The following is a 24,399-nucleotide window of genomic DNA, read 5'->3' as shown; positions in this document are numbered from 1 at the left end:
CCGCATGAAGACGCTGCCGACCATCCACGGCGTCACCGAGCACGACGCCGGCCCCTACCGCATGGAGCGGCTCGACCTTGAGTTCAGCAACGGCGAGCGCCGCCAGTTCGAGCGCCTGCACGGACGCGGCCACGGTGCCGTGATCGTGGTGCCGATGCTCGACGACGATACGGTGCTGCTTGTGCGCGAATACGCGGCCGGTTTCCATCGCTACGAACTGGGGCTGGTGAAAGGCCGCATCGACGCCGGCGAAACGCCCGAACAGGCGGCCGACCGCGAATTGAAGGAGGAGGCCGGCTACGGTGCGCGTTCGCTGCTGCGACTGCGCGAGTTGTCGCTGGCGCCCACCTACATGAGCCACGCGACGCAGCTGGTCATCGCGCGCGACCTCTACGAGGAGCGCCTGCCGGGCGACGAACCCGAGCCGCTCGACCTCGTGCCATGGAAGCTGGATGCACTCGGCGAACTGATCCTGCGCGACGATTTTTCCGAAGGCCGCTCCATCGCGGCGTTGTTCATCGCCCGCGAGTGGCTGAGGAGTTCCCGTGATTGATCCATCACTGCGCGAATCGGTAATCGCGCTCGCCGTCGACGCCGCGCGCGCGATCCTCGCGGTGTACGAGGCGGACTTCGATGTCGAAAGCAAAACCGATCATTCGCCGCTGACCGAAGCCGACCTCGCGTCGCATCGGTGCATCGTCGACGGCCTTGCGCGACTGACGCCCGACATCCCGGTGCTGTCCGAAGAGGCGGAGCACAAGGTCGCGGCGGAGGTTCGGCGCGAATGGCGTCGGCTGTGGATCGTCGACCCACTCGACGGCACGCGCGAGTTCGTCAAGCGCAATGGCGAGTTCAGCGTCAACATCGCGCTGGTGGAAGACGGCGTCGCGACATGGGGCGTCATCCAGGCCCCGGTGACCGGCGCGATCTGGCACGGCGGCGCGCAGCACGGCGCGTTCCGTCGCGAGCATCTGGAGGGCGACGATGATCCGGTACGCATCCGCGCACCTGCGAACTCGCCGATGCACGTCGCCGCGAGCCGCTCGCACAAGGACGGCCGGAGCGAAGCGTTCATCGACGCAATGCGTACGCGCGGCGATGTCGAGCAGCTCAACCTCGGCTCGTCGCTGAAGTTCTGCCGCATTGCAGAAGGCGGGCTCGATCTCTATCCGCGCTTCGGCCCCACCTGCGAGTGGGACACGGCGGCGGGGCAGGCGATCCTTGAAGGTGCGGGGGGAGAGGTCGTGGATCCGCGTGGCCGGCCGCTGCGCTACAACGTCCGCGACACGCTGCTCAATGGCGACTTCATCGCGATCGGCGACCCGCAACTACCGTGGCGTGACTGGGCGGCTGCCGCGCAGCAGGCGCTGTCGCCATGACGATGCCGGGCGATCCGCGCGACGTTTCGACGCTGCTGGCGATCATGGCGAAGCTTCGTAGCCCCGACGGTGGCTGCCCCTGGGATGTGCAGCAGACCTTCGCGACCATCGCGCCGTACACCATCGAGGAAGCCTACGAAGTCGCCGATGCCATCGAGCGCGGCGATCTTCACGACCTGCAGGGTGAACTCGGCGACCTGTTGCTGCAGGTCGTCTTCCACGCGCGCATGGCGGAAGAGCAGGGTACGTTCGCGTTCGCCGACGTCGTCGAGTCGATCAACGACAAGATGGTGCGCCGGCATCCGCACGTGTTCGTCGGCGATGTGTCGTTCGCGGACGCCGAGGCGCAGCTCGAGAGCTGGGAAGCGATCAAGCGCGAGGAGCGTGCGTCGAAAGGGGAGCAGGATTCATCCGTGCTCGCCGGCATCGCGCGGGGACTGCCAGAATGGCAGCGTGCGGTGAAGCTGCAGAAACGCGCGGCGACGATCGGTTTCGACTGGCCAGGCCCGGCGCCCGTCATCGACAAATTGCACGAAGAGATCGACGAAGTGCGCGTGGAATTCGCGGCGCTGGCGAACGGTGACGACGCGGCCCGTGATCGGCTGGAAGACGAGATCGGCGACCTGCTGTTCGTCGCCGCCAATCTTGCGCGGCATGCGAAGGTCGACCCGGGCATCGCGCTGCGTCGCGCGAACGCGAAGTTCGAACGACGCTTCCGTGCGATGGAGCGCATGGCCGCCGCGGATGGCGTCGACCTCGCGTCGCTCGATCTCGACGCGCAGGACGCTTACTGGAACCGCGCGAAACGCGAGGAACGCGGCGGTTGATCAGTGGTTGCGCGTGACTCCGGCGCGCGACATGCACGCCTCGAACGCCGTCGCGCGCGCATCGGCATCGGCGATGCCGGAGGCCTCCGCCTTGCACTGCGCCTGCAGTGCCGCGTCCGACGAGTTGTGGTGCGACTCCCAGTCGCCGTCGGTCGCGCAGGCGGCGAGGAGTGGAAGCAAAACGACCAGTGCGGCGCGCTTCATGGGTGGACTCCGTGGGGGATGCCCACAGCCTAGTCCCGCGAACGCAGGCGACGCTGCCGTTCGGCGGCCGCTCAGAGCTTCACGCGTCCGGTCAGGATGTCCTTGAACATCACCCAGTCGCCCATCAGCGAATACAGCGGATGGCGGAAGGTGGCGGGGCGGTTCTTCTCGAACACGAAATGCCCGACCCACGCGAAGCCATAGCCGCATAGCGGCGCGCCGATGAACCAGCGTGCGTCACCCGTGAGCAATGCGGCAATCACGAAAACCAGAACGCCGACGCTGCCGACGAAATGCAGTCGGCGGCTGACCGGGTTGGCGTGTTCGCTCAGGTAGAACGGATAGAACTCGCGGAAGCTGGAAAAGCGCTGCATGGCGGCACTCCGGGCGTGCGTCGATGATGCGCCTGCCGCTTCAGTCGAGAAAGATCAGCCAGCCGGCGATGACGATCAGCACGAAGCCGGCCCAATGGTTCCAGCGCAGCGGCTGGCCGAGGTAATAGATCGAGAAGACCGCGAAGACCAGCAGCGTGATGATCTCCTGCATGCCCTTCAACTGCGGGGCGCTGAACACATTGCTGCCGATGCGGTTGGCCGGCACCTGCAGGCAGTACTCGAACAGCGCGATGCCCCAGCTGGCGAGGATCACCCACTTAAGCGGCGCGCTCTTGAACTTGAGGTGCCCGTACCAGGCGAAGGTCATGAAGATGTTGGAGCCAAGCAGCAGGAGGGGGCTGAGAATTCGTGCGTTCATCGAGGTCAGGGTGGTTTGAGTGAAATCGGAGTTCTTCACGGCGTATAGACTCGGCCCCGGGCACCTTTCACAAAACTGAAGGAGGGCTCCTCACCATGCAGACCAATCGCGACGGCGGCCTTGTCCTCATCATCGAGGACAACCGCAATATCTCCGAGATGATGGGCGAATACCTCGAAAGCCGCGGCTTCGAGGTGGACTATGCGGCCGATGGCCTCGACGGCTACCGGCTGGCCGCTGAGAACAGCTATGACGTTCTCGTGCTCGATCTGATGCTGCCGCGCCTGGACGGCGTCGAAGTGTGCAAGCGGCTGCGTGAGGAAGCGCGCAAGTCGACCCCGGTGCTGATGCTGACCAGCCGCGACACGCTGGACGAGAAGCTCACCGGCCTGTCCGCCGGCGCCGACGACTACCTGACCAAGCCCTTCGCGATCCAGGAGCTCGAGGCCCGCCTGCGCGCCCTGATCCGTCGCGAGCGCCGCCAGGTGGGTGGCGAGGTGCTGAAGGTGGCCGACCTCGTGCTCGACCCGGCCAGCCTGCGCGTGACCCGCGGCGGCGTCGAACTGCAGCTCTCGCCGATCGGCCTGCGCCTGTTGACGATCCTGATGCGCGAATCGCCCCGCGTGGTGAGCCGCCAGGAAATCGAGCGCGAGATCTGGGGCAACGGCCTGCCGGACTCCGACACCCTGCGCAGCCATCTCTACAACCTGCGCAAGACCATCGACAAGCCGTTCGACAAGCAGCTGCTGCACACCGTGCAGTCGGCCGGCTACCGCATCGCCGACATTTCGCAGCCGCCGGAGTAATCCGGCGACCGCATGGCGCACGGTCTTCCCCGCAAGATCAAGATCGCGTTCATCGTCCAGGCTCTCCTCGCGAGCCTGGTGATGGCGCTCGGCATCGCGTGCGCGGAGCTGGGCGTTCGCCACGTGCTGCTGAAGGACCGGCTGCGCGACGAAGCGGGCAATGCGTGGGCAGCGGTCGACGCGTCACCGCGCACGTCCATGCCGCACAACTCGCGGATGGCGACGTATTTCGTGCCCGCGGGCGCATCGATGGATGCGATCCCGCCGGCGCTTCGCAGCGCACGCACGGGCTATCACGTCCCGATATGGGGTTCGCCGGCGGTCCTTGTCGAAAAACGCGCCAGCGGCACGCTGTACGTCGAATTCGATCCCGAATACAGCGACCTCGCGATCTTCTGGACCGGCGGCCTGAGCCTGCTGCTCGCGCTGCTGGTCACATACATCTCGGCGTGGCTGACGTATCGCACGTCCAAACGCATGGTCGCGCCGGTGAGTTGGCTGGCGAGCGTGGTGTCGCGCTGGGATCCGATCGCGCCGAATGCGGGACTGTTGTCGCCCGCGAACCTGCCGATCGATTCGGGCATGGAAGTGCGCCGCCTCGCACATGCGTTGCGCGGGATGGCGGGCCGCGTCGGCGAATTCGTGGACCGCGAACGCCAGTTCACCCGCGACGCCAGCCACGAGCTGCGCACGCCGCTCACCGTGATTCGCGTGGCGTCCGACATCATGGCCGCCGATGGCGAGCTGCCGGAACGCTCGCGCCGCGCGGTCGGCCGCATCCAGCGCGCCGGGCACGACATGCAGTCGGTGATCGACGCCTTCTTCATCCTCGCCCGCGACGCCGAGATCGAAGCCGAGAGCGAGCGCTTCGACGTCCATGAAGTCGTGGATGACCAAGTCGAACTCGCGCGCGCGGAACTCGGGAACAAACCGGTCGAGATCGTGGTCCGTGATGAGGGCGGCGGGTTCATCGACGCGCCGCGTCGCGTGCTGTCGCTGATGGTCGGCAATCTGCTGAGCAATGCGGTCCGCTTCACCGAGGCGGGCCGCATCGATGTGGTGCTCGGGCCGGACAGCATCGAAGTGCGCGACACCGGGGTCGGCATGAACCGCGAAACGCTGGCGAAGGCCTTCGACGCCTTCTACCGGCACGACCGGGACGGCGCCGACGGCATGGGCATTGGCCTGTCGATCGTGCGCCGTCTCGGCGAAAGGTTCGGCTGGACGGTGGAACTGGAGAGTGCACCGGGCGAAGGGACAGTCGCGACCATCCGGCTCCGTCGTTGATCCTGTCTGTCAACGGACGACGCGTTCGCGCGTTGCCAGTCGTTGACGCCCTTTTGCATCCGCCTACGAAAACCCACGCATGAGTCGACCCGGTTCTGTCGCACCCCGTCCCGCGCGCCGTCGCGGCCTGATCGCCCTGATCGCCCTGCTGGTGCTGGCCGCGGCTGGTGGCTGGGGGTGGAAGCACCACAAGGCCTCCGCGGGCGACGGCAATGGCGGGTTCCGCACGGCCAAGGTCGATCGCGGCGATATCCGCGTGGTGATCTCCTCGACCGGCCAGCTCAGCGCGATCTCGACCGTCGTCGTCGGCAGCGAAGTGTCCGGCAAGGTCACCGACGTGCTCGTCGACTACAACGACCGCGTGCACAAGGGCCAGGTGCTCGCGCGCATCGATCCCAGTACCTACGAAGCGCAGATCGCGCAGGGCAGCGCGCAGATCAACGCCGCGCAGGCGACCGCTGCAGAGGCCGAGGCCGAGTTGCGCAATGCGCAGGTCGACTACACGCGCAAGGCCGAACTCGGCAAGCAGAAACTGGTCGCGCAATCCGACGTCGACCTCGCTCTCGCCACGCTGCAACGCGCGCGCGCCGCACTCAATGCGAACCGCGCGCAGATCGCGCAGCAGCAGGCCAGCGCACGCACCGCACACCTCAACCTCGGTCGCACCGAGATCCATTCACCGGTCGATGGCGTGGTGCTCACGCGGAGCATCGAGCCCGGACAGACCGTGGCCGCGAGCCTGCAGGCGCCGGAGCTGTTCAAGCTGGCTGAAGACCTGTCGAAGATGAAGATCGAACTCGCCGTCGACGAAGCCGACATCGGCCAGGTCGCGGCAGGCATGCGCGCGACGTTCACCGTCGACGCGTATCCGGACCGGCGCTTCGTCGGCCAGGTGTCGCAGGTGCGGCTGTCGGCGACGACTACGAACAACGTGGTGACGTATCCGGTCGTGATCGAAGTGGACAACCGCGACGGCAAGCTGCTGCCGGGCATGACGGCAAACGCCGAGATCGAAGTCAGCAGCCGCGACAACGTGTTGCGCGTGCCGAACGCGGCGCTGCGCTACAAGCCGACCGACGAGGAGGCCGCAGCGATGCAGGCCGGTGCGCAGGCGGGCGCCACGCGCGGATCGGGTGGCGGCCGCATGGGCATGACCGACGACATGCAGAAGCTTGCGACGTCGCTCGATCTCAACGCCGACCAGAAGGCGGCGTTCGACGCGGCCGTCGAGCAGATGCGCCAGCGCCAGCAGGCGCGCATGGCGCAGGCACAGAGCCAGTCGGGTGCAAGCGGCAGCCGGTTGTTCGGTGGCGGCCCGGGCGGCGGTGCACGCGCGCCGGGTGGAAGCACCGGCGGCGCATCGGGTGGCGGCGACGCCGCGATGCGACAGCGCATGGCCGAGCGCATGACGCAGCAGTTCGCGTCGTTCCGCGCCACGCTCGATGCGAACCAGCAGCAGGCGTGGGACCGCGGCGTCGACCAGTTGCTCGCTGCACGTCGCGCGCCGCTGTACCTGCTCGTCGACGGCGCACCGAAGATGACGATGGCGCGACTCGGCGCGAGCGATGGCTCGTATACCGAAGTCTCGGGCGGCGGAATCAAGGAAGGCGATGCGGTGATCACGGGCGTGGAGCGCAAGGCGCAATGACCGACGCCGTCATCGAGACGCGCGGACTCGGCAAGGTCTACTCCCCGGGAAGCGAGGCCGAAGTCGTCGCCCTGCGCGGCGTCGACCTGCACATCGGTCGCGGCGAGTTCGTCGCGATCATGGGCCCGTCGGGGTCGGGCAAATCCACGCTGATGAACCTGCTCGGGTGCCTCGACACGCCGAGCGAAGGCGTCTACTTCTGCGATGGTGTGGACGTCGCCACGCTCGACGCCGAACAGCGCGCGCAACTTCGCCTGCGCACGATCGGTTTCGTGTTCCAGGGCTTCAACCTGCTCACGCGACTCGACGCGCTCGAGAACGTCGCGATGCCGCTGGGTTACGCCGACATGGCGCGCGCCGATCGCGTGCAGCGCGCGCAGGCGGCGCTGGAGGCGGTCGGGCTCGGCGCGCGCACGCATCATCGCCCGAGCGAACTGTCCGGCGGCCAGCAGCAGCGCGTCGCGATCGCGCGCGCATTGATCAATCGTCCGCCCGTGCTGCTCGCGGACGAACCCACCGGCGCGCTCGACACCAAGACCGGCGAAGAGATCCTCGCGCTGTTCAAGCAACTTCGCGACAATGGCCACACCGTCGTGCTGATCACGCACGACCCGGAAGTCGCGGCGCATGCCGATCGCGTATTCGTGATGCGCGACGGCGAGCTGCACCCGCAGACCGACGAGACGCGCGTGCCCGACATCGCGCCGCCCGAAAACGCCGGGCCCTGGACGGAGGGCGCGACATGAAACTGGCCGAAACCCTTCGCACCGCGACGTTCTCGCTGCGCGGCAACTGGTTGCGCAGCGCGTTGACATCACTCGGCGTGATCATCGGCATCGCTGCGGTGATCGTGATGGTGTCGGTCGGGCAGGGCACGCAGGCGGAGATCGACAAGCTGGTTTCCGGCCTCGGCTCGAACCGCCTGGACGTGATGCCGGGACAGGGCCGCGGCACTGGCGGCATCCGCATGTCGTCGAGTTCGTTCTTCACCCTGTCCGACAAGGACGCCGAAGCGATCCGCCACGAAATCCCGGAAATCCAGTACGTCGCCGGTACGTTGCGCGGCAATACGCAGGCCGTGTTCGCGGAGAACAATGCGTCGACGTCGTGGCAGGGTGTCGAGCCGGACTGGTTCTCGATCAACGAATGGCAGTTCGCCAGCGGCGACGGCTTCTCGCAGTCCGATTACGCGGGTGGCAAGTCTGTCATCATCGGCGAGACCGTGCGTCGCGAACTGTTCGGCGACGACGACGCGCTCGGCCAGACGATCCGCCTCGGCCGCGTGCCATTCACCGTTGCTGGTGTGCTCAAGTCCAAGGGCCAGGGCGGTTTCGGGCAGGACCAGGACGATCTCGTCGTCGTGCCGCTGGAAACCGCGCGTCGCCGCCTGATGGGCGCGATGGGCCTGCCGGCGGGCGCGGTGATGCAGATTGCCGTGGGTGTCGGCGACGCCAAGGATCTCGACTACGCGCAGGGCGAGATCGAGGCGTTGCTCCGCCAGCGCCACAAGATCCAGCCGGGCGACGAAGACGACTTCAACGTGCGCAACATCGCGGAAGTCGTCGCCACGCGTACGCAGACGACGAAGCTGATGTCGCTGCTTCTCGGCGCGGTCGCGAGCATTTCGCTGATCGTCGGCGGCATCGGCATCATGAACATCATGCTGGTGTCGGTGACCGAGCGTATCCGTGAAATCGGATTGCGCATGGCGGTGGGCGCGGGCCCGCGCGATATCCAGCGCCAGTTCCTCGCCGAAGCGATGTTGATCTCGCTCATCGGCGGTGCGCTCGGCATCGGCATCGGCGTGCTGGGTGCGATGGCCGTCGGTCGATTCGGCTCGCTGCCGGTGAAACTCGACGGCGGCATCATCCTGCTCGCTGCGGGTTTCTCGGTCGCGACCGGCCTCTTCTTCGGCTTCTATCCGGCGCGCAAGGCGTCGCGACTGGATCCCATCGAAGCGCTGCGCTCGCAGTGATGCAACGAAGAAGGCGGCCCGAAGGCCGCCTTCCATGCGCATCGATATCTCTCAGCGCGAGTACAGCAGGATGTTCGGCGAACCGCTGCCCGGGCTGGTGACCTTGCCCGTGGTGCCGTTGGTGGTGAGCCAGCTGCGCACCTGCGACGGCGTGGCCGACGGCACGCGCTGCAGGTAGAGCGCTGCGGCGCCTGCGACGTGCGGAGAGGCCATCGACGTGCCGCTGATGGTGTTGGTTGCGGTGGTGCTCGTGTACCACGCCGACTTGATCGAGCTGCCCGGGCCGAACAGGTCGAGGCAACCGCCGTAGTTCGAGTACGACGCCCGCGCATCGGAGGACGTGGTCGCGCCCACCGTGATCGCACCAGCCGCACGCGCCGGCGAGTAGTTGCACGCATTCGAGTTGTCGTTGCCTGCGGCGACGACAACTGCGACACCCGCGTTCGACAGGTTGTTGACGGCGGTATCGACCGCCGACGACGCACCGCCGCCGAGGCTCATGTTCGCCACCGCCGGCTTGATCGCATGGGTACGCACCCAGTCGATGCCCGCGATCACGCCCGAGTTGCTGCCCGAGCCGCTGCAGTCGAGCACGCGCACCGGCACCAGCGACACCGACTTGGCGACGCCGTAGGTCGAGCCGCCGATCGTGCCGGACACGTGCGTGCCGTGACCGTTGCAGTCGGTCGTGCCGCGGCCGTCGCTGATGGCCGTATAGCCCGAGCCGACGCGGCCGCCGAATTGCGAATGCGTCGACAGGATGCCGGTGTCGATCACGTACGCATGCACGCCCGAGCCCGTGTAGTCGTAGGTGTACGTGCCGCTCAGCGGGAGCGAGCGCTGGTCGATGCGATCGATGCCCCAGGTCGCGCCGCTCTGCGTGGCGGTCGCGGTGACGGTCGCATCTTCTTCGATGAAGGCGACGCGCGGATCCTTCAGCATGCGCGTGATCACCGCTTCCGGGGCGCGCACGACGAAGCCCTGCACGGCATTGCGATAGACCATGCTCACGTCGCCGCCGAAGCGCGCGGCGAGATCGACGGCCGAATTTTCCGACGCGGTCGCAAGGCCCTTGTCACGCGCGAGGCCGGCGGGCACCGCCAGGCGCGACGGGTTGAAGACCACGATGTACTGGTTGTCGATGCGATTCTTCTGCGCACGGACGAGGGTGCCGGCGTGCGCGGCGGTCGAAATCAGGGCCACGGAAATGGCCAACGCGAGGACGCATTTGGTGCTGTTCATTGCTGCTCCATCAGAGGTGGGGGAGATGGCCGCGTCGTTTGACGTCGACCGGCGCGCCGAGGGGCAGGAGTCCGGCGCGGACGTGACAATCAGAACGCGCGTTGAACGATGTCAAGTGATGGTGTCCGGGCATTCCGGCGAACTGCGTTCTCGCGTTTTCGGACATGCGGGCGTATCGCGCACAAACGCTTGGAAACAAGGCATTTCGCCCGGAAGGGGCAAACCCCACTGCCGCGCTGGGGAATTCAGCGTCGTGATGTTTCGGTCAAGATTGATGTTGCATTGCAATGTCGGAATGCAGGCTCGCAACCGGCCGCGAGCGGCCGTTATGCTCGACTGATCCGACCGGAGTCCGACAATGCGTCGCTATGCACCGCTGTTGCTGCTCGCCCTCGCCATGACGGCCAACGCCCAGACGTCGTCGCCGACACCCGCACGCACCGCGCTCGTCATCCATGGCGGCGCGGGCTTCGTGCCGAAGGAAACGCTGAGCGAGGCCGACCAGAAGGAGATCCGCGACACACTCAATCGCGCGCTCGATGCCGGCAATGCGGTGTTGCAGAAAGGCGGTGCAGCCGTGGACGCGGTGGAAGCCTCGATCCTGGTGCTGGAGGAGTCGCCGCGGTTCAACGCCGGCAAGGGCGCCGTGTTCAACGCGAAGGGCGGCCATGAACTCGACGCATCGATCATGGAAGGGCATACGCGACGCGCCGGTGCGGTCGCAGGCGTCACCACCGTGCGCAATCCGATCAAGCTCGCGCGCGCCGTGATGGAACGCAGCCCGCACGTGATGCTCGCGGGCGCGGGCGCCGAGGCGTTCGCCGACACGCAGAAGGACATCGAACGCGTGCCGAACACGTGGTTCGACACGCCGATGCGCAAGCAGCAGCTCGAGGAAGCGCGGAAGAAGGAAGCCGCGCAGAAGGCCGCCGTGATCGAAGGCGACGACGGCAACGTGCGTCGCTATCTCGGCACGGTCGGCGCGGTCGCGCTCGACAAGGCGGGTCACATCGCCGCGGGCACGAGCACCGGCGGCATGACCAACAAGCGCTGGGGTCGCGTCGGCGACTCGCCGATCATCGGTGCCGGTACCTGGGCCGACGAGCGCTGCGGCGTGTCCGGCACCGGCTGGGGCGAGTTCTACATCCGCGCCAACGCCGCGCGCGACATCTGCGCGCGCGTCGAGTACACCAACGTGCCGCTGCAGCAGGCCGCGGACGACGTCATCAACAAGATCATTCCGGCCATGGGTGGCGACGGCGGCGCGATCGCGCTCGACCGCGACGGCAACATCGCCATGCCGTTCAACAGCGGCAGCATGTTCCGCGGCTGGATCCGCCCGGATGGCAGTCGCGGCGTCGCAATTCACGAAGACTGACCGCCAACGCCCGGGCCACGCCCGCGGCCGCGTGCCACAATCGGCCCGGGCGCGGACCGGGGATTCGCGCCGTCGCAAGCCGCTTGGGCGGGCGGTGCCCCGGGCCGGCCGTCGACAGAGAGCATCGCCATGGCCGACACCGTCGGACACCTTCCGCGGCACCCGCTGCGCATCCTCCAGGCCACCCGCTGGTCCATGCAGGGCCTGCGCGCGGCGTGGATCCACGAATCCTCCTTCCGCCTCGAAGTCTGGCTGTTCGCCGTGCTCGCACCGGCGGCCTGCTGGCTGGGGCAGACCGGCGTCGAGCGCGCGCTGCTGATCGGCTCCATGCTGGCGGTGATGGGCGTGGAGCTGCTGAATTCCGCGATCGAGGCGGTGATCGAGCGCTACGGCGCGGAGCACCACGAGCTCGCCGGCCGCGCCAAGGACATGGGCTCGGCCGCGGTGTTCGTGATGATGCTCAACGTGCTGGTGACCTGGGGCGCGATCCTGCTGCCGCGCCTGTCCGCACACGCCGCGTAAACTGCGCGGCCCACGACGACGGACCCGACCGCGATGGAGATGCTGCTCGACCCCCAGACCTGGATCACGCTGGTCACGCTCAGCGCCATCGAGATCGTGCTGGGCATCGACAATCTCGTCTTTATTTCCATCGCGGTAAGCCGACTGCCGCCCGTCGCGCGTGACCGCGCGCGGCGCTTCGGCATCGCGGTGGCCTGCCTCACCCGCATCGCGTTGCTGCTGACGCTGGCGTGGCTGGCGGGCCTCACCGACCCGCTGTTCGAGCTGTTCGGCCGCGGCATTTCCATCCGCGACCTCGTGCTGATCGTCGGCGGCATCTTCCTGCTGGTGAAGGGCACCGGAGAGATCCGCGACCTGATCGTCGGCGAAGGCGAGGAAGCCGACGTCCACAGCAAGCCCGCCGCCTCGTTCGGTCTGGTGATCGCGCAGATCGCCGTCATCGACATCGTGTTCTCGCTGGACTCGGTGATCGCGGCGGTCGGCATGGCCAGCCAGCGCATCGTGATGGTGGCGGCGATCCTGCTCGCCGTGGCGGTGATGCTGCTGGCGTCGCGCCCGTTCGGGCGTTTCATCGACGCCAACCCGTCGATCAAGATGCTCGCGCTCGCCTTCATCGTGCTGGTCGGCGCGTACCTGATCGTCGAAGGCTTCGGGCTGCACATCCCGAAGGGCTACATCTACGGGTCGATGGCGTTCTCGGCGCTGGTCGAGAGCCTCAACCTCGCCATGCGTCGGCGCGCGATGCGCGGGCAGCTCCAGCCCTAGCGCTGGCGGCCGTCACGTCGTATTTATTGCCGCTGCCGGTAGGGTGTCCCGCCGGCGACGCCGACCGACGACCGAGGCCCGAAATGCGCAAGCTGCTTACTGTCCTGCTGATGCTCACGCTCGCCACGCTGCTGAGCGGGTGCGGCTACAACACCATCCAGCAGAAGGACGAGGCGGTGAACGCCGCCTGGTCGCAGGTGCTGAACGTCTACAAGCGCCGCGCCGACCTGGTGCCGAACCTGGTCGCCACGGTGAAGGGCTACGCGAGCCATGAAGAGCGCGTCCTGACGGAAGTGACCGAGGCGCGTTCGCGCGTGGGCAGCATCAACGTCAACGCGAATGACCCCAACTCGCTCGCGCAGTTCCAGGCCGCGCAGGCGCAGCTGCAGAGCGCGATCGGGCGGCTGCTGGTGGTCACCGAGAACTACCCGCAGCTCAAGGCCGACCAGAACTTCCTGCAACTGCAGGCGCAGCTGGAAGGCACCGAAAACCGGATCACCGTCGAGCGCCAGCGCTACATCCAGACGGTGCAGGACTACAACACCTACATCCGCCAGTTCCCGACCAACATCACCGCGAAGATGTTCGGCTACAAGCCGAAGCCGAACTTCACGGTCGAGAACGAGGCCCAGATCTCCACCGCGCCGACCGTCGATTTCAGTGCGCCGCCGCCGGTGAACACCGCGCCCGCTACGCCGGCACCCGCCGCACCGGCGCCGCAGGCGCTGCCGCCTGCGACCACGCCGCCGCCGTCGACCGCGCCGGCAACGACGCCGCAGACGCAGGGCTGATCGAACGCCGATGCGCGCCCGCCTTGTCGGTTTTGTCGTCGCGACCGCACTGGTCGCGACGACGTTCGTCGCGTTCGCGCAGCAGCTGGCGCCGATCCCGCCGCTGACGTCGCCGGTGGTCGACACCACCGGCACGATCGACGTCACCACGCGCCAGAAGCTCGAACAGCAGGCGCTCGACCTGCAGAAGCGCAAGGGCGCGCAGCTGCAGATCCTCATGGTGCCGACGACGCAGCCCGAGGACATCTCGCAGTACGCGACGCGCGCGTTCGACCAGTACAAGCTCGGCCGGCAGAAGACCGACGACGGCGTGCTGGTGATCGTCGCCAAGGACGACCACCGCGCGCGCATCGAGGTCGGTTACGGGCTCGAAGGCGCGATTCCCGATGCGATCGCCAGCCGCGTCATCAACGAATACATGGCGCCGCACTTCAAGCAGGACGACTACGCGGGCGGCCTGGTCGAAGCGACGAAGACCCTTACGCAGATCATCGACGGCGAAGCGCTGCCGCCGCCGATGGCGTCGCAGGACGCGACGGGTTCGCGAGTGGCGAAACACGGCAACCCCATGCTCGGGCTGATCGCCGCGTTCTTCGTCGCGCAGTTCGTGCGCGGCCTGTTCGGCGGTGCGCCAGCCGGCGTTCGCGGCGTGATCGGCGGTGGCGTGGCGGGCGCGCTGGCATGGATGCTGTCGCAGGTCGTCTGGATCGGCGCGATCGGCGGCCTGCTCGGCTTCCTGCTCGCCCTCGCTGGCGGGCGTCGCGTGCGTTATGCGCGTGACGCAGGCTTTGGCGGCTGGGGCGGCGGCGGTTTTGGCGGCGGAGGATTCGGTGGGGGCGGCTTCGGCGGCGGTGGCGGCTGGGGCGGCGGTGGCGGCATGAGCGGAGGCGGCGGCGCCTCGGGGAGCTGGTGATGCGCGCGCTTCGCCATCTGTTCGCGCCGTCCTCGGCCCGTGCGTTTCCACCCGATGCGCTTGAGCGCATCGCCGGTGCGATCGCCGCGAGCGAGGCGCGCCATACGGGCGAGATCTGCTTCGCGGTCGAAGCCGCGTTGCCCCTGCGCCTGGCGCTGGTCGACCACGGCCCGCGCGACCGCGCCATCGACGTGTTCACCCGCCTGCGCGCGTGGGACACCGACGCCAACAACGGCGTGCTGGTCTACATGCTGCTGGCCGACCGCGCGATCGAGATCGTCGCCGACCGCGGCTTCAACGGCCGCGTGTCCGACGACGAATGGGCCGCGATCTGCACCGGGCTGGAAACCGCGATGCGCGCGGGCGACACCGAAGGCGGGGTGATGCGTGCGATCGAGGCGATTTCGGCGCTGCTCGAACGGCATTTCGCGCGCCCGGCCGGCTACGTCGACACCAACGAGCTGCCCGATCGCCCGCATCTGCTCTGAATCGCGGCGCCGGGCCTTGCGGCCTATGACGACAGCCTGCCGAGCGGCGACAATGGCGGCCTTCTCCGCCATCGGCCCGACCTGATGACGTATCTGCACGACATCGACCCGATCGCCCTCCACCTCGGTCCGGTGCAGGTGCACTGGTACGGGGTGATGTACATGCTCGCGTTCATCGCCGCCTGGATGCTCGGCCGTCGGCGCATCCGCGCGGGCCGGCTGCCCGGCGTCGACGAGCAGGCCTTCGGTGACCTGCTGTTCTACGGGATGCTCGGTGTCGTGCTCGGCGGGCGCATCGGCTACATCCTGTTCTACGCGTTCGGCGACTTCCTCAGGAATCCGCTGATGCTGCTGCGCATCTGGGAAGGCGGCATGAGCTTCCACGGCGGCCTGCTCGGCGTCATGGCCGGCGTGGGCCTGTGGTGCCATCGACGCCGCATGCATTTCATCGATGCCATGGATTTCGTCGCGCCGCTGGTACCGCTGGGCCTCGGCTTCGGCCGCATCGGCAACTGGATCGGCGGCGAGCTGTGGGGCAAGTTCACCGGCGGCGGCTGGGGCGTGATCTTTCCGCGCAGCCTCGACCAGCCCTACGCATCCATGACGATGCAGCAATTGCGCGAGCTGCACGCCAAGGGCGCGCTCGACGCGTTCGCGCGCCATCCGTCGCAGCTGTACCAGGCGGTGCTCGAAGGCGTCGTCATGGCGTCGGTACTGTGGTGGTTCTCGAGCCGGCCGCGTCCGCGCTGGGCGGTGTCGGGACTGTTCGCGGTGCTCTACGCCACGTTCCGGTTCCTCGTCGAATTCGTGCGCATGCCCGATGCGCAACTCGGCTACCTCGCGTTCGGCTGGCTGACGATGGGGCAGGTTCTGGAGCTGCCGGTGTTCGCATTCGGCCTGTATTGCCTGTGGCGCTCGCGCAGCGCGCCCACGGTGCAGCCGCAGCTCGCATCGACGCCGGACTGATCGCATGCGCGCCTACCTCGACCTGCTGCAGCACGTGCTCGACCACGGCACGGTCAAGGCCGATCGCACCGGCACCGGCACGCGCAGCGTGTTCGGCTGGCAGATGCGCTTCGATCTTGCGCAGGGGTTTCCGCTCGTCACGACGAAGAAGCTGCACCTTCGTTCGATCCTCCACGAGCTGCTGTGGTTCCTGAAGGGCGACACCAACGTCGCCTACCTGCGCGACAACAAGGTCAGCATCTGGGACGAATGGGCCGACGCCGACGGCGAGCTCGGCCCCGTCTACGGCAAGCAGTGGCGACGCTGGACCGGCAGCGACGGCCGCGAGATCGACCAGATCAAATGGGTCGTCGACGAGATCAAGCGCAATCCCGATTCGCGACGTTTGATCGTGAGCGCCTGGAATGTCGCCGACCTGCCGAAGATGGCGCTGATGCCGTGCCACACCATGTTCCAGTTCTACGTGGCCGACGGAAAACTCAGCTGCCAGCTCTACCAGCGCAGCGGTGATATCTTCCTCGGTATCCCGTTCAACATCGCGAGCTATGCGCTGCTCACGCACATGGTCGCGCAGGTGTGCGGGCTCGGCGTCGGCGACTTCGTGCACACGCTCGGCGATGCGCACCTGTATTCGAACCATGTCGATCAGGCGCGCGAACAGCTGACGCGCACACCGCGCGCGTTGCCGAAGCTCGTGCTCAATCCGGACGTCACCGACCTGTTCGATTTCACGTTCGATGACATCGCGATCGAAGGCTACGACCCGCATCCGGCGATCAAGGCGCCGGTGGCGGTCTGATGCGCATTTCGCTCGTGGTCGCGTTCGATCGCGAACGCGCGATCGGTGTCGACAACCGCCTTCCGTGGCACCTGCCCGACGATCTCAAGCACTTCAAGGCGCTGACGTTGGGCAAGCCGATCCTGATGGGGCGGTTGACCGCCGAATCACTTGGCCGCGCATTGCCGAGGCGACGCAACCTGGTGCTCACACGCAGTGGTCGCGTGCCATTCGAGGGCATGGACGCCGTGGCGAGCGTCGACGAGGCGATAGCGCTCGCAGAGGCCGATGGCGCTGCGGAACTCGCGGTGATCGGCGGTCGCGGCGTTTTCGAGGCGACGCTGCCGATCGCCACGACACTGCACCTCACGCTCGTCGACACCGCGGTGCCGCGCGCGGACGCCCATTTTCCGGCGTTCGATGCGAGTCAGTGGTGCGAGGTGGCGCGCGAGCACCATGCCGCGGATGCGCAGCACGCCTTCGCGTTCGACTTCGTGGATCTCGAGCGCCGCTGATCGCCCGCGCAGTGGCGGCGACATCGGACGCGCGCCGTCGGCCCGTTGATTCGGCGAAATGCGTCAGCCGTTCTGCGGTTTCGGATCGTTGCGCGGCGGCCGCTGCTGCTGTTGGCCGCGATCGCGCTGGCCGCCCCGGTGGTCGCGTCGCCCGTCGCGGTTCTGCGGGCGCGGTTTCGGCGGTTGTGCCGGGACGTCGCGCCCCGCGACCTGTGCAAGCTGCAGCTCGTCGGTATCCAGGCGCAGCGCGCTGAGCTTGCCGCCCCACACCGCGCCTGTGTCGATCATGTGCACGCCGTGACCGATGAAGAGGTTCAGCGCCGACCAGTGGCCGCAGACGATCTTGAGGTCGCGCGGCGCCTGGCCCGGCACTTCGTACCACGGGTACAGGCCGACCGGCTGCGTGCCGGGCGCGCCCTTGTCGTCGAAGCTGATGCGTCCGCGCGGGCTGCAGAAGCGCATGCGGGTGAAGATGTTGATGATCGCGCGCCAGCGATCGATCCCCGCAAGCCGCGGATTCCACGCCGGTGCATCGCCGTAGATGTGCTTGAGCAGTCGGCCGTACTGGTCGCCGTGCAGCACCTTCTCGACCTCGCGCGCATGGCGTTCGGCCATGGAGATCGTCCACTTCGGCGCGATGCCCGCATGCAGCATCGACCAGCCGAGTTCGCGGTCGACGTGCATGAGCTTCTGCTTGCGCAACCACGCGAGCAGCTCGTCGCGATCCGGCGCGGTGACGATGCTCAGGAGATCCGGATTGACCTTGCGCTGCTCTTCTTCGCGGCGCTCGCCGATCGCGAGCAGCGAAAGATCGTGATTGCCGAGCACGACGACGCTCTGCTCGCGCAGCGAATGCACCAGCCGCAACGTCTCCAGTGACTGGCCGCCGCGATTGACCAGGTCGCCGCAGAACCACAGGCGATCCTTCGACGGATCGAAGGCGATGCGTTCGAGCAGGCGCTGCGTGGCGTCGTAGCAGCCCTGGAGATCGCCGATGGCCCAGACCGTCATGCGCGGTCAGTGCAGCGTGCGCGGCACGGTGAGGGTGAACGCGGGGATCGGTGCTTCGAAGCGCGTGCCGTCCTCGGCCTGCATGCGATAGCTGCCGTGCATGGTGCCGAGGTCGGTTTCGAGAACCGCGCCGGACGTGTATTCGAAGGCCTGCCCCGGCTCCAGCTGCGGCTGGTGGCCGACCACGCCGTCGCCATCGACCTCGCGCGTCTGGCCGTGCGCGTCGGTGATGATCCAGTGCCGTCCGAGCAGGCGCGCGGCGACCGTGCCGTGGTTCTGCACGCGCACCGTGTAGGCGAACACGTAGCGGTCCTGTTCGGGCGCGGATTCGCTTTCGACGTAATGCGCCTGTACTTCGACGCCGATCGCGTGGGAATTGCCGTCGTTCATCCGCCCGAGTTTACGTGCACGCGCACGGCGACGGAACCGCGCGGGCTTCACGCATTGGTGCGCGCGAGCGAATTGGCCAGCGCGATGAAGCCATCGACCGGTATCTGCTCGGCGCGATGCTGCGGGTCGAGTCCCGCGGCGATGATCGCGTCGGCATCGCAGATCTTGGACAGCGCGTTGCGCAGGGTCTTGCGGCGCTGGTTGAACGCGTCGTGGACAACGCGCGCGAACAGGGCCCGATCGATCACGGCGATGTCCCCGGCAGGCTTGGGCACGAGGCGCACGACCGCGGAGTCCACCTTCGGCGGCGGTCGGAACGCGCCGGGCGCCACGTCGAACAACGCGGTGACGCGGCAATACGCCTGCAGCATCACGCCCAGGCGCCCGTACACCTTGCTGCCGGGGCCGGCCGCCATGCGGTCGACGACTTCCTTCTGCAACATGAAGTGCATGTCCCGCACGACGGGCGCGTGCTCCAGCGCATGGAACAGGATCGGCGACGACAGGTTGTAGGGCAGGTTGCCCACCAGCCGGATGGTGCCGCCGTCGGCGAGCGCGGTGAAATCGACCTTCAGCACGTCTGAATGGATGACGTGCAGCGTGCCAAGGTTCTGCGCCGCCTCGGTGAGCGGCGCGATGAGGTCGCGGTCGAACTCGATGACGGTGAGTTCGTGGTGGCGCTCGAGCAACGGGAACGTGATTGCGCCCTGGCCGGGGCCGATCTCGACAAGCCGGTCGCCCGGCTGCGGATCCACGGCCTGCACGATCTTCGAGATGATCCCGCGCTCGTGCAGGAAGTGCTGGCCGAGGCGCTTCTTCGGCGGCTCGGTGAAGTGGCTCGTGGTCATGCCGCGATTATCCCGTAGCCCGCGTCCGCGATGCGCGACCGGCGCCGGCGCGACGTCGTCAGGCGCGAATGGAGCGGCGTTGCGCGGCGAGGCGCGCGCACAGGTCGGCGGCGGCGAACAGGCTCGACGGATCGGCGCGGCCGCGGCCGGCGAGGTCGAGCGCGGTGCCGTGGTCGACCGCGACGCGCGGATACGGCAGGCCGAGCGTGATGTTCACGGCGCGCTCGAAGCCGCTGAACTTCAGCACGGGCAGGCCCTGGTCGTGATACATCGCGAGCACTGCGTCGAAGCCCGCGAGCTTCTGGGGCAGGAATGCGGTATCCGCCGGCAACGGACCTGCGAGCCACAGCCCGTCCGCACGCAGGCGTTCGATCACCGGTTCGATGACGTCGATCTCCTCGCGCCCCAGATGCCCGTCTTCGCCGGCGTGCGGATTGAGGCCGAGCACCGCGATGCACGGCGATGCGATGCCGAAGTCGCGTCGCAGCGCCGCGTCGACGATGCGCAGCGTGCGGGCCAGACGGTCGCGCGTGATCGCGTCGGGCACGTCGCGCAACGGGAGATGCGTGGTCGCGAGCGCGACGCGCAGCGCGTCGTGGCCCAGCATCATCACCACCTCGCAGCCGGCCTGCGTGGCGAGCAGCTCGGTGGTGCCGGAATAGGCGATGCCGGCGTCGTTGACGACCGCCTTGTGGACAGGCCCGGTGACGAGGCCGTCGAGCGTTCCATCGAGGCAGGCGCGGGCCCCTGCGGTCAGCGCATCGATCACCGATCGCGCGTTGGCGACTTCGAGATGCCCGGGCTCCACGGTCTGTGCGACCGGAAACGGAACGATCCCGAGCGCGCCGGCGCGGGCGGCGTCGGCGTCGTCGGGATCGACGAGTCGGAGCGGTTGGCCGGCGCGGCGCGCGGCGGCTTCGAGCACGCCGGGGTCGGCGTAGGCAATCAGCGCATGACTGCGGGGTCGCCCGGCAAGGGCGACGCACAACTCCGGCCCGACGCCGGCCGGCTCACCCGGGACCAGCGCGAGCCGGGGCGAGGTCACTCAGCCGCCGGATGCCGGCGCAGGTGGCGCGGGCGTGGTCGCCGGCGCTGCGGCCGGCGCCGGCGTGGCCTGCGCGCCGACGCGCACATCGACATAGGCTTCGCCGCGCAGCTCGCGCAGGTAGAGGTTCCACTGGTCCTCGAGCTTGCGACGGCCCAGCGTTTCCGCGACCTGTGCACGACGGTTCTGGTCGCCGACGTTGGCCTCGCGGGTGCCGAGACGCTGCAGGACGTGCCAGCCGGCCTGCGTGCGGAACGGCTTGGAGACCTGGTTGTCGCCAAGCAGCGTGACCTGGCTGCGGAACTCGGGGCCGAATTCGTCGGCGGTGAACCAGCCGAGGTCGCCACCGCGTGCGGCCGAGTTCTGGTCCTGCGAGTTCGCCTTGGCGAGCTCGGCGAAGTCCGCGCCGCCGGCAAGGCGTGCGGCCAGCGTTTCGGCCTCGGCGCGCGCCTGGTCGTCGGTCTTGCCGTCGCCGATGCGGATCAGGATGTGGCGGCCGTGGTACTGCGTGACCATCTGCGCCGGACCCTGCGAGGCGTCGCGCACTTCGACCAGGCGCAGCAGCTGGAAGCCGCTGGGGCCGCGGATCGGCGCGGTGACCTGGCCCGGCTGCAGGTTGTTGACCAGCTGCGCGAACGCATTCGGGATTTCATCCGCCGCGCGCCAGCCGAGGTCGCCGCCTTCCAGCGCGTTCGGGCTGTCGGAGTAGCGCACGGCCGCGGCCTGGAAGTCGAGCTCGCCGCGGTCGATCAGGCCCTTGATGCCGTCGATCTTCTTCTGCGCGGTGTCGATCTGCTCCGCGGTCGCGCCGTCGGGCAGCGACACGAGGATGTGCGCAAGGTGGTATTGCTTGCCCGTCTGGGCGGTAGCGGCCATCGCCGATTCGATCTCGGCTTCGCTGACGTTGACGCGGCTCTGCGCGAAGCGCTGGCGCAGACGCTGCATCAGCAGCTCCTCGCGGATCGACGCGCGGAAATCGGCGTAGGTCGAGCCGTCGGCGGTGACGCGCTGGCGCAACTGCTCGACGCCGACGTTGTTCTGCTGCGCGACCGCGGCGATCGCCTGGTCGACTTCCTCGTCGTTGACGCGGATGCCGGTTTCCTCGGCGCGCGCGACCTGCAGCTTGCTCAGGATCAGGCGCTCGAGCACCTGGCGTTCGAGCACGTCGTTGGGCGGAAGCTGGTTTTCCTTGCCGGCGTACTGCGAGCGGATGTTCGCGACGGCGCGATCGAGCTCGCTGCGCAGGACGACGTCCTCGTTCACCACGGCGGCGATGCGATCGAGCGTCTGCGACTGCTGCTGCGCGACGGCGGTGAGCGGAACGAACGCGGGCGCGAGCAGCGTGGCGGACAGCAGGCACGCAAGCAGCGTCTTCACCGGGCGGGAGGTTGTCTTCATGGGGTCGGGTCGGAAGTCGTGGAGGTGCCGTTGTTGACGGGCGGACTCACCGTCTGCGGCGGGACGAGATACAGGTCGTCGCGGTCGTAACCGAGGATAGCACGGCGCAATACGCGCTCCGTCTTCTGCCCGGCCGACCCCAGACCCTTCAGTTCAACTTCCAGTTGGAGAGAGTTGTTCAGGTCGCCCGTGCGGTCGCGCAGGTAGCGGCGGGCGACGGCGCGGACGGCGAGGCAGCAGCTTTCCCACTGGACGCCCGCGATCTCCTCGAGCGGCTTCTTGTCGAGCAGCGAGTAGTAGTACCGGCCGACCACGCTCCAGTTGTCGGTGATCGGGTACAGGAACGAGACATCCGCCTGGCGAACGAGATCGGGGCTGCCGCCGACCGCCGGGTTGAACGTGGTGTTCCGGCGATAGCGGTAGCCGAAGTTGACGATGCCGCGGTCGCCCACGAGGTAGCGCGCGCGCAGGCTCGCGAGGTCCTGGCCATGGATCTTCGGATCCCACTGGTAGGCGCCGTTTATCAGCCAGCGATCGCTCGGCGCGAAGCTGGCTTCCGCGACCCATGCAGACTTGCCCTGCGACACCGGCGACTCGGCGCCCGGAAGAAAGACGCGGCTGTCCTCGAAGTAACGGATCTGGCCCAGGCTGAGCGACAACCGCTCGCGGCCGTCGTTCTCGCTGATGAAGCGCGTGGTCGCCGCGACGGTGAGCTGGTTGGCGTCGGTCTGGCGGTCCGGTCCCGTGTAGCGGTTGTCGCGGAACAGCTGGCCCCAGCTGAACGTCATCGGCGCGGTGTCGAACAGCGGAATGCCGTTCTGGTCGCGATACGGGACGTTCAGATAGAACAGGCGCGGCTCGAAGGTCTGCAGGTAGCGCGTGCCGAACACCGTCGTGTCGCGGTCGAAGTACATGCCGGCGTCGACCGAGGCGATCGGCAGGCTGCGCGACGGCGAGAGGTTGGTGACAGGCGTCGCGGTGCGCGTCTGCCACTCGTTGTCGAGCTGCCAGTCGGTGTAGCGCCAGGCCAGCTTCGGATGCAGGAACCAGCTCGCGCCGTCGAAGTTGGCGGCGACGTAGGGCTTGAGGTCAAGGCGCGACCCATCGAACTGCCCGGCTTGATTGTCATAGGTGACGTGCTGGAAACGCACGGCCTCGGCGTCGACACCGGCTTCCAGCCAGCGACCGAACGGCTGCGCCCAGTGGCCGTACAGGCGCGGCAGGCGGTCGTACGGCAGGTTGGCATCGCTCAGCGTGTAGTCGGCGAGCTGGTAATGGTCGGCGGTCAGGCCGGCATTCCAGTAACGGCCGCGACCGAACACGCCGGTCTCGCTGTGTACGAAGTAGCTGGAAACGCCGTACAGGCTGTTGCTGAAATCTTCGAGGTAATGCGTGTCGCTGACCCAGCCGAGGTTCGCGCTGGCGTACCAGGTGGCATCGAAGTTGTGGATGGCGGTCAGGCCGAACTGGCCGCGATTGCTGTCGGGCAGCGTCGCGCCGGGAATCGGCGTGCCGTTGAGGTCTTCGAGGTAGCGCTCCGGGCGGCGGCCCGGCAGGTCGTCCTTCGGCATCCAGGCGCCGTAGACGGTGCCGCTGCCCTGCTCGTACAGCCAGCGGAATTCGGCGCCCAGGTGCAGGCCGCGCTTGCTCATGTAGCGCGGGTAGAGCGTCGCGTCGTAGTTCGGCGCGAGGTTGAGGTAGATCGGCTGTTTCCAGTCGAAGCCGTTGCGGTTCGAGCTGGAGATCGACGGATACAGCAGGCCGGTCTGGCGGCGGTCGTCGGTCGGGAACGCGAACCACGGGACGTACAGCACCGGCACCTTGCCGACGCGCAGCGTGGCGTTGTGCGCGACGCCGCGGCCCTTGGCGAGGTCGATGTCGATTTCCCTCGCACGCAGCTCCCATGCACGCTGGCCGGGGTCGCAGGTGGAGTAGGTGCCGCCGAACAGCGCGCCGGTCTGGTCCTTCAGCGTGATCTTCTCGGCACCGCCGTTGCCGCGCCGACGCATCAGCTGGTACTGCAGGTCGTTGATCGTGTGGGTGTCGGATTCCTGGTTGCCCTCGGCGCTCTTGGCGACGATCCGCATGCCCGAATCCTGGTACCGCACGCTGCCTTCGGCACGGTAGTCGCCCGAGGTCTGGTTATAGGTCAGGCGGTCGGTGCCGAGGAACTGGTCGCCGCGACGCAGCTGCACGTTGCCCTGCACCAGCGTGTCCGCCGATTCCGAGCCCTGCAGCGTGTCGCCCTCGATGTCGGTGGGCTGCGTCATGCGCGTGCTGGTGTCGCCGGAGGTCGGCGTACCGACCCCTTCGAACGTCGGCACGGCATCGCGCAGCGGACACAGGCTCCAGTCCTCCGGCTCCTCGGCTGCCATCGCGGGAAGGGCGATGGCGATGCACAGCGATAACGGGAGCAGGCGGAAAGTCGGTCGCACGCGGGGCATCCGTCTAGATGAATGGCGTTCCGGCC

Annotated in this window: 27 protein-coding genes; 17 read left to right on the top strand and 10 right to left on the bottom strand. The window is 67.9% G+C overall.

The genetic code is table 11. The features are described from left to right. Positions 1-4 precede the first annotated feature (4 nt). The 3 genes from nudE to mazG are packed head-to-tail and all read left to right on the top strand — an operon-like array spanning position 5 to position 2,206. Entirely contained in the window at positions 5-553 is a 549-nt protein-coding gene (gene nudE / locus ACKTTN_RS00480) for an ADP compounds hydrolase NudE (protein WP_407907916.1), read from the top strand. Then, positions 546-1,379: a 3'(2'),5'-bisphosphate nucleotidase CysQ gene (gene cysQ / locus ACKTTN_RS00475; RefSeq protein WP_407907915.1), complete on the top strand. Its 834-nt coding sequence runs from the start codon at positions 546-548 to the stop codon at positions 1,377-1,379. The genes nudE and cysQ overlap by 8 nt, the downstream gene beginning before the upstream one ends. Further along, positions 1,376-2,206, top strand: coding sequence for a nucleoside triphosphate pyrophosphohydrolase (gene mazG, locus ACKTTN_RS00470; protein ID WP_407907914.1), 831 nt, complete (start codon positions 1,376-1,378; stop codon positions 2,204-2,206). Before cysQ ends, mazG begins: the two co-directional genes overlap by 4 nt. On the opposite strand, the gene ACKTTN_RS00465 is transcribed toward mazG, so the two are convergent. The 3 genes from ACKTTN_RS00465 to ACKTTN_RS00455 all read right to left on the bottom strand — a co-directional run bounded on the left by ACKTTN_RS00465 (position 2,207) and on the right by ACKTTN_RS00455 (position 3,163). Further along, the gene (locus ACKTTN_RS00465; protein ID WP_407907913.1) at positions 2,207-2,410 is read right to left on the bottom strand and encodes a hypothetical protein; all 204 of its coding nucleotides are present in this window, start codon (positions 2,408-2,410) and stop codon (positions 2,207-2,209) included. A 71-nt stretch (positions 2,411-2,481) separates the two neighbouring features. After that, positions 2,482-2,784: an Mpo1-like protein gene (locus ACKTTN_RS00460; RefSeq protein WP_407907912.1), complete on the bottom strand. Its 303-nt coding sequence runs from the start codon at positions 2,782-2,784 to the stop codon at positions 2,482-2,484. 40 nt (positions 2,785-2,824) lie between these two features. Continuing rightward, positions 2,825-3,163, bottom strand: a complete 339-nt coding sequence (locus tag ACKTTN_RS00455) for a DMT family protein (protein ID WP_407907911.1) — start codon at positions 3,161-3,163, stop codon at positions 2,825-2,827. A gap of 95 nt (positions 3,164-3,258) precedes the next feature. Here ACKTTN_RS00455 and ACKTTN_RS00450 point away from each other — a divergent pair, with 95 nt between their 5' ends. The 5 genes from ACKTTN_RS00450 to ACKTTN_RS00430 all read left to right on the top strand — a co-directional run bounded on the left by ACKTTN_RS00450 (position 3,259) and on the right by ACKTTN_RS00430 (position 8,879). Then, on the top strand, positions 3,259-3,969 hold the full coding sequence (locus ACKTTN_RS00450) for a response regulator transcription factor (RefSeq protein ID WP_027081995.1): 711 nt from the start codon (positions 3,259-3,261) through the stop codon (positions 3,967-3,969). 12 nt (positions 3,970-3,981) lie between these two features. Further along, complete coding sequence (locus ACKTTN_RS00445; protein ID WP_407907910.1) at positions 3,982-5,256, top strand: sensor histidine kinase; 1,275 nt, start codon at positions 3,982-3,984, stop codon at positions 5,254-5,256. Between the two features lie 79 nt (positions 5,257-5,335). Then, positions 5,336-6,904, top strand: a complete 1,569-nt coding sequence (locus tag ACKTTN_RS00440; protein ID WP_407907909.1) for an efflux RND transporter periplasmic adaptor subunit — start codon at positions 5,336-5,338, stop codon at positions 6,902-6,904. Further along, on the top strand, positions 6,901-7,650 hold the full coding sequence (locus ACKTTN_RS00435) for an ABC transporter ATP-binding protein (RefSeq protein WP_407907908.1): 750 nt from the start codon (positions 6,901-6,903) through the stop codon (positions 7,648-7,650). Before ACKTTN_RS00440 ends, ACKTTN_RS00435 begins: the two co-directional genes overlap by 4 nt. Then, on the top strand, positions 7,647-8,879 hold the full coding sequence (locus ACKTTN_RS00430) for an ABC transporter permease (RefSeq protein WP_407907907.1): 1,233 nt from the start codon (positions 7,647-7,649) through the stop codon (positions 8,877-8,879). Before ACKTTN_RS00435 ends, ACKTTN_RS00430 begins: the two co-directional genes overlap by 4 nt. Before the next feature lie 51 nt (positions 8,880-8,930). Here the strand turns inward: ACKTTN_RS00430 and ACKTTN_RS00425 are convergent, their stop codons facing one another. After that, the gene (locus tag ACKTTN_RS00425) at positions 8,931-10,082 is read right to left on the bottom strand and encodes a S8 family peptidase (protein WP_407907906.1); all 1,152 of its coding nucleotides are present in this window, start codon (positions 10,080-10,082) and stop codon (positions 8,931-8,933) included. Positions 10,083-10,479: 397 nt separating this feature from the next. Between ACKTTN_RS00425 and ACKTTN_RS00420 the strand changes: the two genes are divergently transcribed. The 9 genes from ACKTTN_RS00420 to ACKTTN_RS00380 all read left to right on the top strand — a co-directional run bounded on the left by ACKTTN_RS00420 (position 10,480) and on the right by ACKTTN_RS00380 (position 17,237). Next, a complete protein-coding gene (locus tag ACKTTN_RS00420; RefSeq protein ID WP_407907905.1) occupies positions 10,480-11,499 on the top strand; it encodes an isoaspartyl peptidase/L-asparaginase family protein in 1,020 nt (339 codons plus the stop codon). A 129-nt stretch (positions 11,500-11,628) separates the two neighbouring features. Next, the gene (locus tag ACKTTN_RS00415; protein ID WP_407907904.1) at positions 11,629-12,021 is read left to right on the top strand and encodes a diacylglycerol kinase; all 393 of its coding nucleotides are present in this window, start codon (positions 11,629-11,631) and stop codon (positions 12,019-12,021) included. Positions 12,022-12,054: 33 nt separating this feature from the next. Then, entirely contained in the window at positions 12,055-12,786 is a 732-nt protein-coding gene (locus ACKTTN_RS00410) for a TerC family protein (RefSeq protein WP_407907903.1), read from the top strand. Positions 12,787-12,869: 83 nt separating this feature from the next. Continuing rightward, on the top strand, positions 12,870-13,577 hold the full coding sequence (locus ACKTTN_RS00405; RefSeq protein WP_407907902.1) for a LemA family protein: 708 nt from the start codon (positions 12,870-12,872) through the stop codon (positions 13,575-13,577). A 10-nt stretch (positions 13,578-13,587) separates the two neighbouring features. Further along, positions 13,588-14,490 (top strand): TPM domain-containing protein, encoded by a 903-nt coding sequence (locus tag ACKTTN_RS00400; protein ID WP_407907901.1) that lies wholly within the window; start codon positions 13,588-13,590, stop codon positions 14,488-14,490. Continuing rightward, positions 14,490-14,978: a TPM domain-containing protein gene (locus ACKTTN_RS00395; protein WP_407907900.1), complete on the top strand. Its 489-nt coding sequence runs from the start codon at positions 14,490-14,492 to the stop codon at positions 14,976-14,978. Before ACKTTN_RS00400 ends, ACKTTN_RS00395 begins: the two co-directional genes overlap by 1 nt. A gap of 84 nt (positions 14,979-15,062) precedes the next feature. Further along, the gene (lgt, locus tag ACKTTN_RS00390; RefSeq protein ID WP_407907899.1) at positions 15,063-15,944 is read left to right on the top strand and encodes a prolipoprotein diacylglyceryl transferase; all 882 of its coding nucleotides are present in this window, start codon (positions 15,063-15,065) and stop codon (positions 15,942-15,944) included. Between the two features lie 4 nt (positions 15,945-15,948). Further along, the gene (locus ACKTTN_RS00385) at positions 15,949-16,743 is read left to right on the top strand and encodes a thymidylate synthase (protein ID WP_407907898.1); all 795 of its coding nucleotides are present in this window, start codon (positions 15,949-15,951) and stop codon (positions 16,741-16,743) included. Further along, a complete protein-coding gene (locus ACKTTN_RS00380; protein ID WP_407907897.1) occupies positions 16,743-17,237 on the top strand; it encodes a dihydrofolate reductase in 495 nt (164 codons plus the stop codon). The genes ACKTTN_RS00385 and ACKTTN_RS00380 overlap by 1 nt, the downstream gene beginning before the upstream one ends. 63 nt (positions 17,238-17,300) lie before the next feature. Here ACKTTN_RS00380 and ACKTTN_RS00375 read toward each other — a convergent pair whose 3' ends face one another. Genes ACKTTN_RS00375 through lptD form a run of 6 tightly spaced genes read right to left on the bottom strand, consistent with a single transcriptional unit; the run spans position 17,301 to position 24,364 of the window. After that, on the bottom strand, positions 17,301-18,248 hold the full coding sequence (locus ACKTTN_RS00375) for a symmetrical bis(5'-nucleosyl)-tetraphosphatase (RefSeq protein ID WP_407907896.1): 948 nt from the start codon (positions 18,246-18,248) through the stop codon (positions 17,301-17,303). Positions 18,249-18,254: 6 nt separating this feature from the next. Beyond that, a complete protein-coding gene (gene apaG / locus ACKTTN_RS00370; RefSeq protein ID WP_407907895.1) occupies positions 18,255-18,638 on the bottom strand; it encodes a Co2+/Mg2+ efflux protein ApaG in 384 nt (127 codons plus the stop codon). Between the two features lie 47 nt (positions 18,639-18,685). Then, on the bottom strand, positions 18,686-19,486 hold the full coding sequence (gene rsmA / locus ACKTTN_RS00365) for a 16S rRNA (adenine(1518)-N(6)/adenine(1519)-N(6))-dimethyltransferase RsmA (protein ID WP_407907894.1): 801 nt from the start codon (positions 19,484-19,486) through the stop codon (positions 18,686-18,688). A gap of 58 nt (positions 19,487-19,544) precedes the next feature. Next, the gene (gene pdxA, locus ACKTTN_RS00360; RefSeq protein ID WP_407907893.1) at positions 19,545-20,531 is read right to left on the bottom strand and encodes a 4-hydroxythreonine-4-phosphate dehydrogenase PdxA; all 987 of its coding nucleotides are present in this window, start codon (positions 20,529-20,531) and stop codon (positions 19,545-19,547) included. Continuing rightward, the gene (locus tag ACKTTN_RS00355) at positions 20,532-21,929 is read right to left on the bottom strand and encodes a peptidylprolyl isomerase (RefSeq protein WP_407907892.1); all 1,398 of its coding nucleotides are present in this window, start codon (positions 21,927-21,929) and stop codon (positions 20,532-20,534) included. It lies immediately after the preceding gene. Next, complete coding sequence (gene lptD, locus ACKTTN_RS00350) at positions 21,926-24,364, bottom strand: LPS-assembly protein LptD (RefSeq protein WP_407907891.1); 2,439 nt, start codon at positions 24,362-24,364, stop codon at positions 21,926-21,928. The genes ACKTTN_RS00355 and lptD overlap by 4 nt, the downstream gene beginning before the upstream one ends. Between the last annotated feature and the right edge of the window lie 35 nt (positions 24,365-24,399).

Origin of the sequence: Lysobacter claricitrinus, from assembly GCF_045866565.1 — a bacterium.
In the GTDB taxonomy this organism is placed as follows: domain Bacteria; phylum Pseudomonadota; class Gammaproteobacteria; order Xanthomonadales; family Xanthomonadaceae; genus Cognatilysobacter; species Cognatilysobacter claricitrinus.
This window is presented reverse-complemented; position numbering and strand designations above follow the sequence as displayed.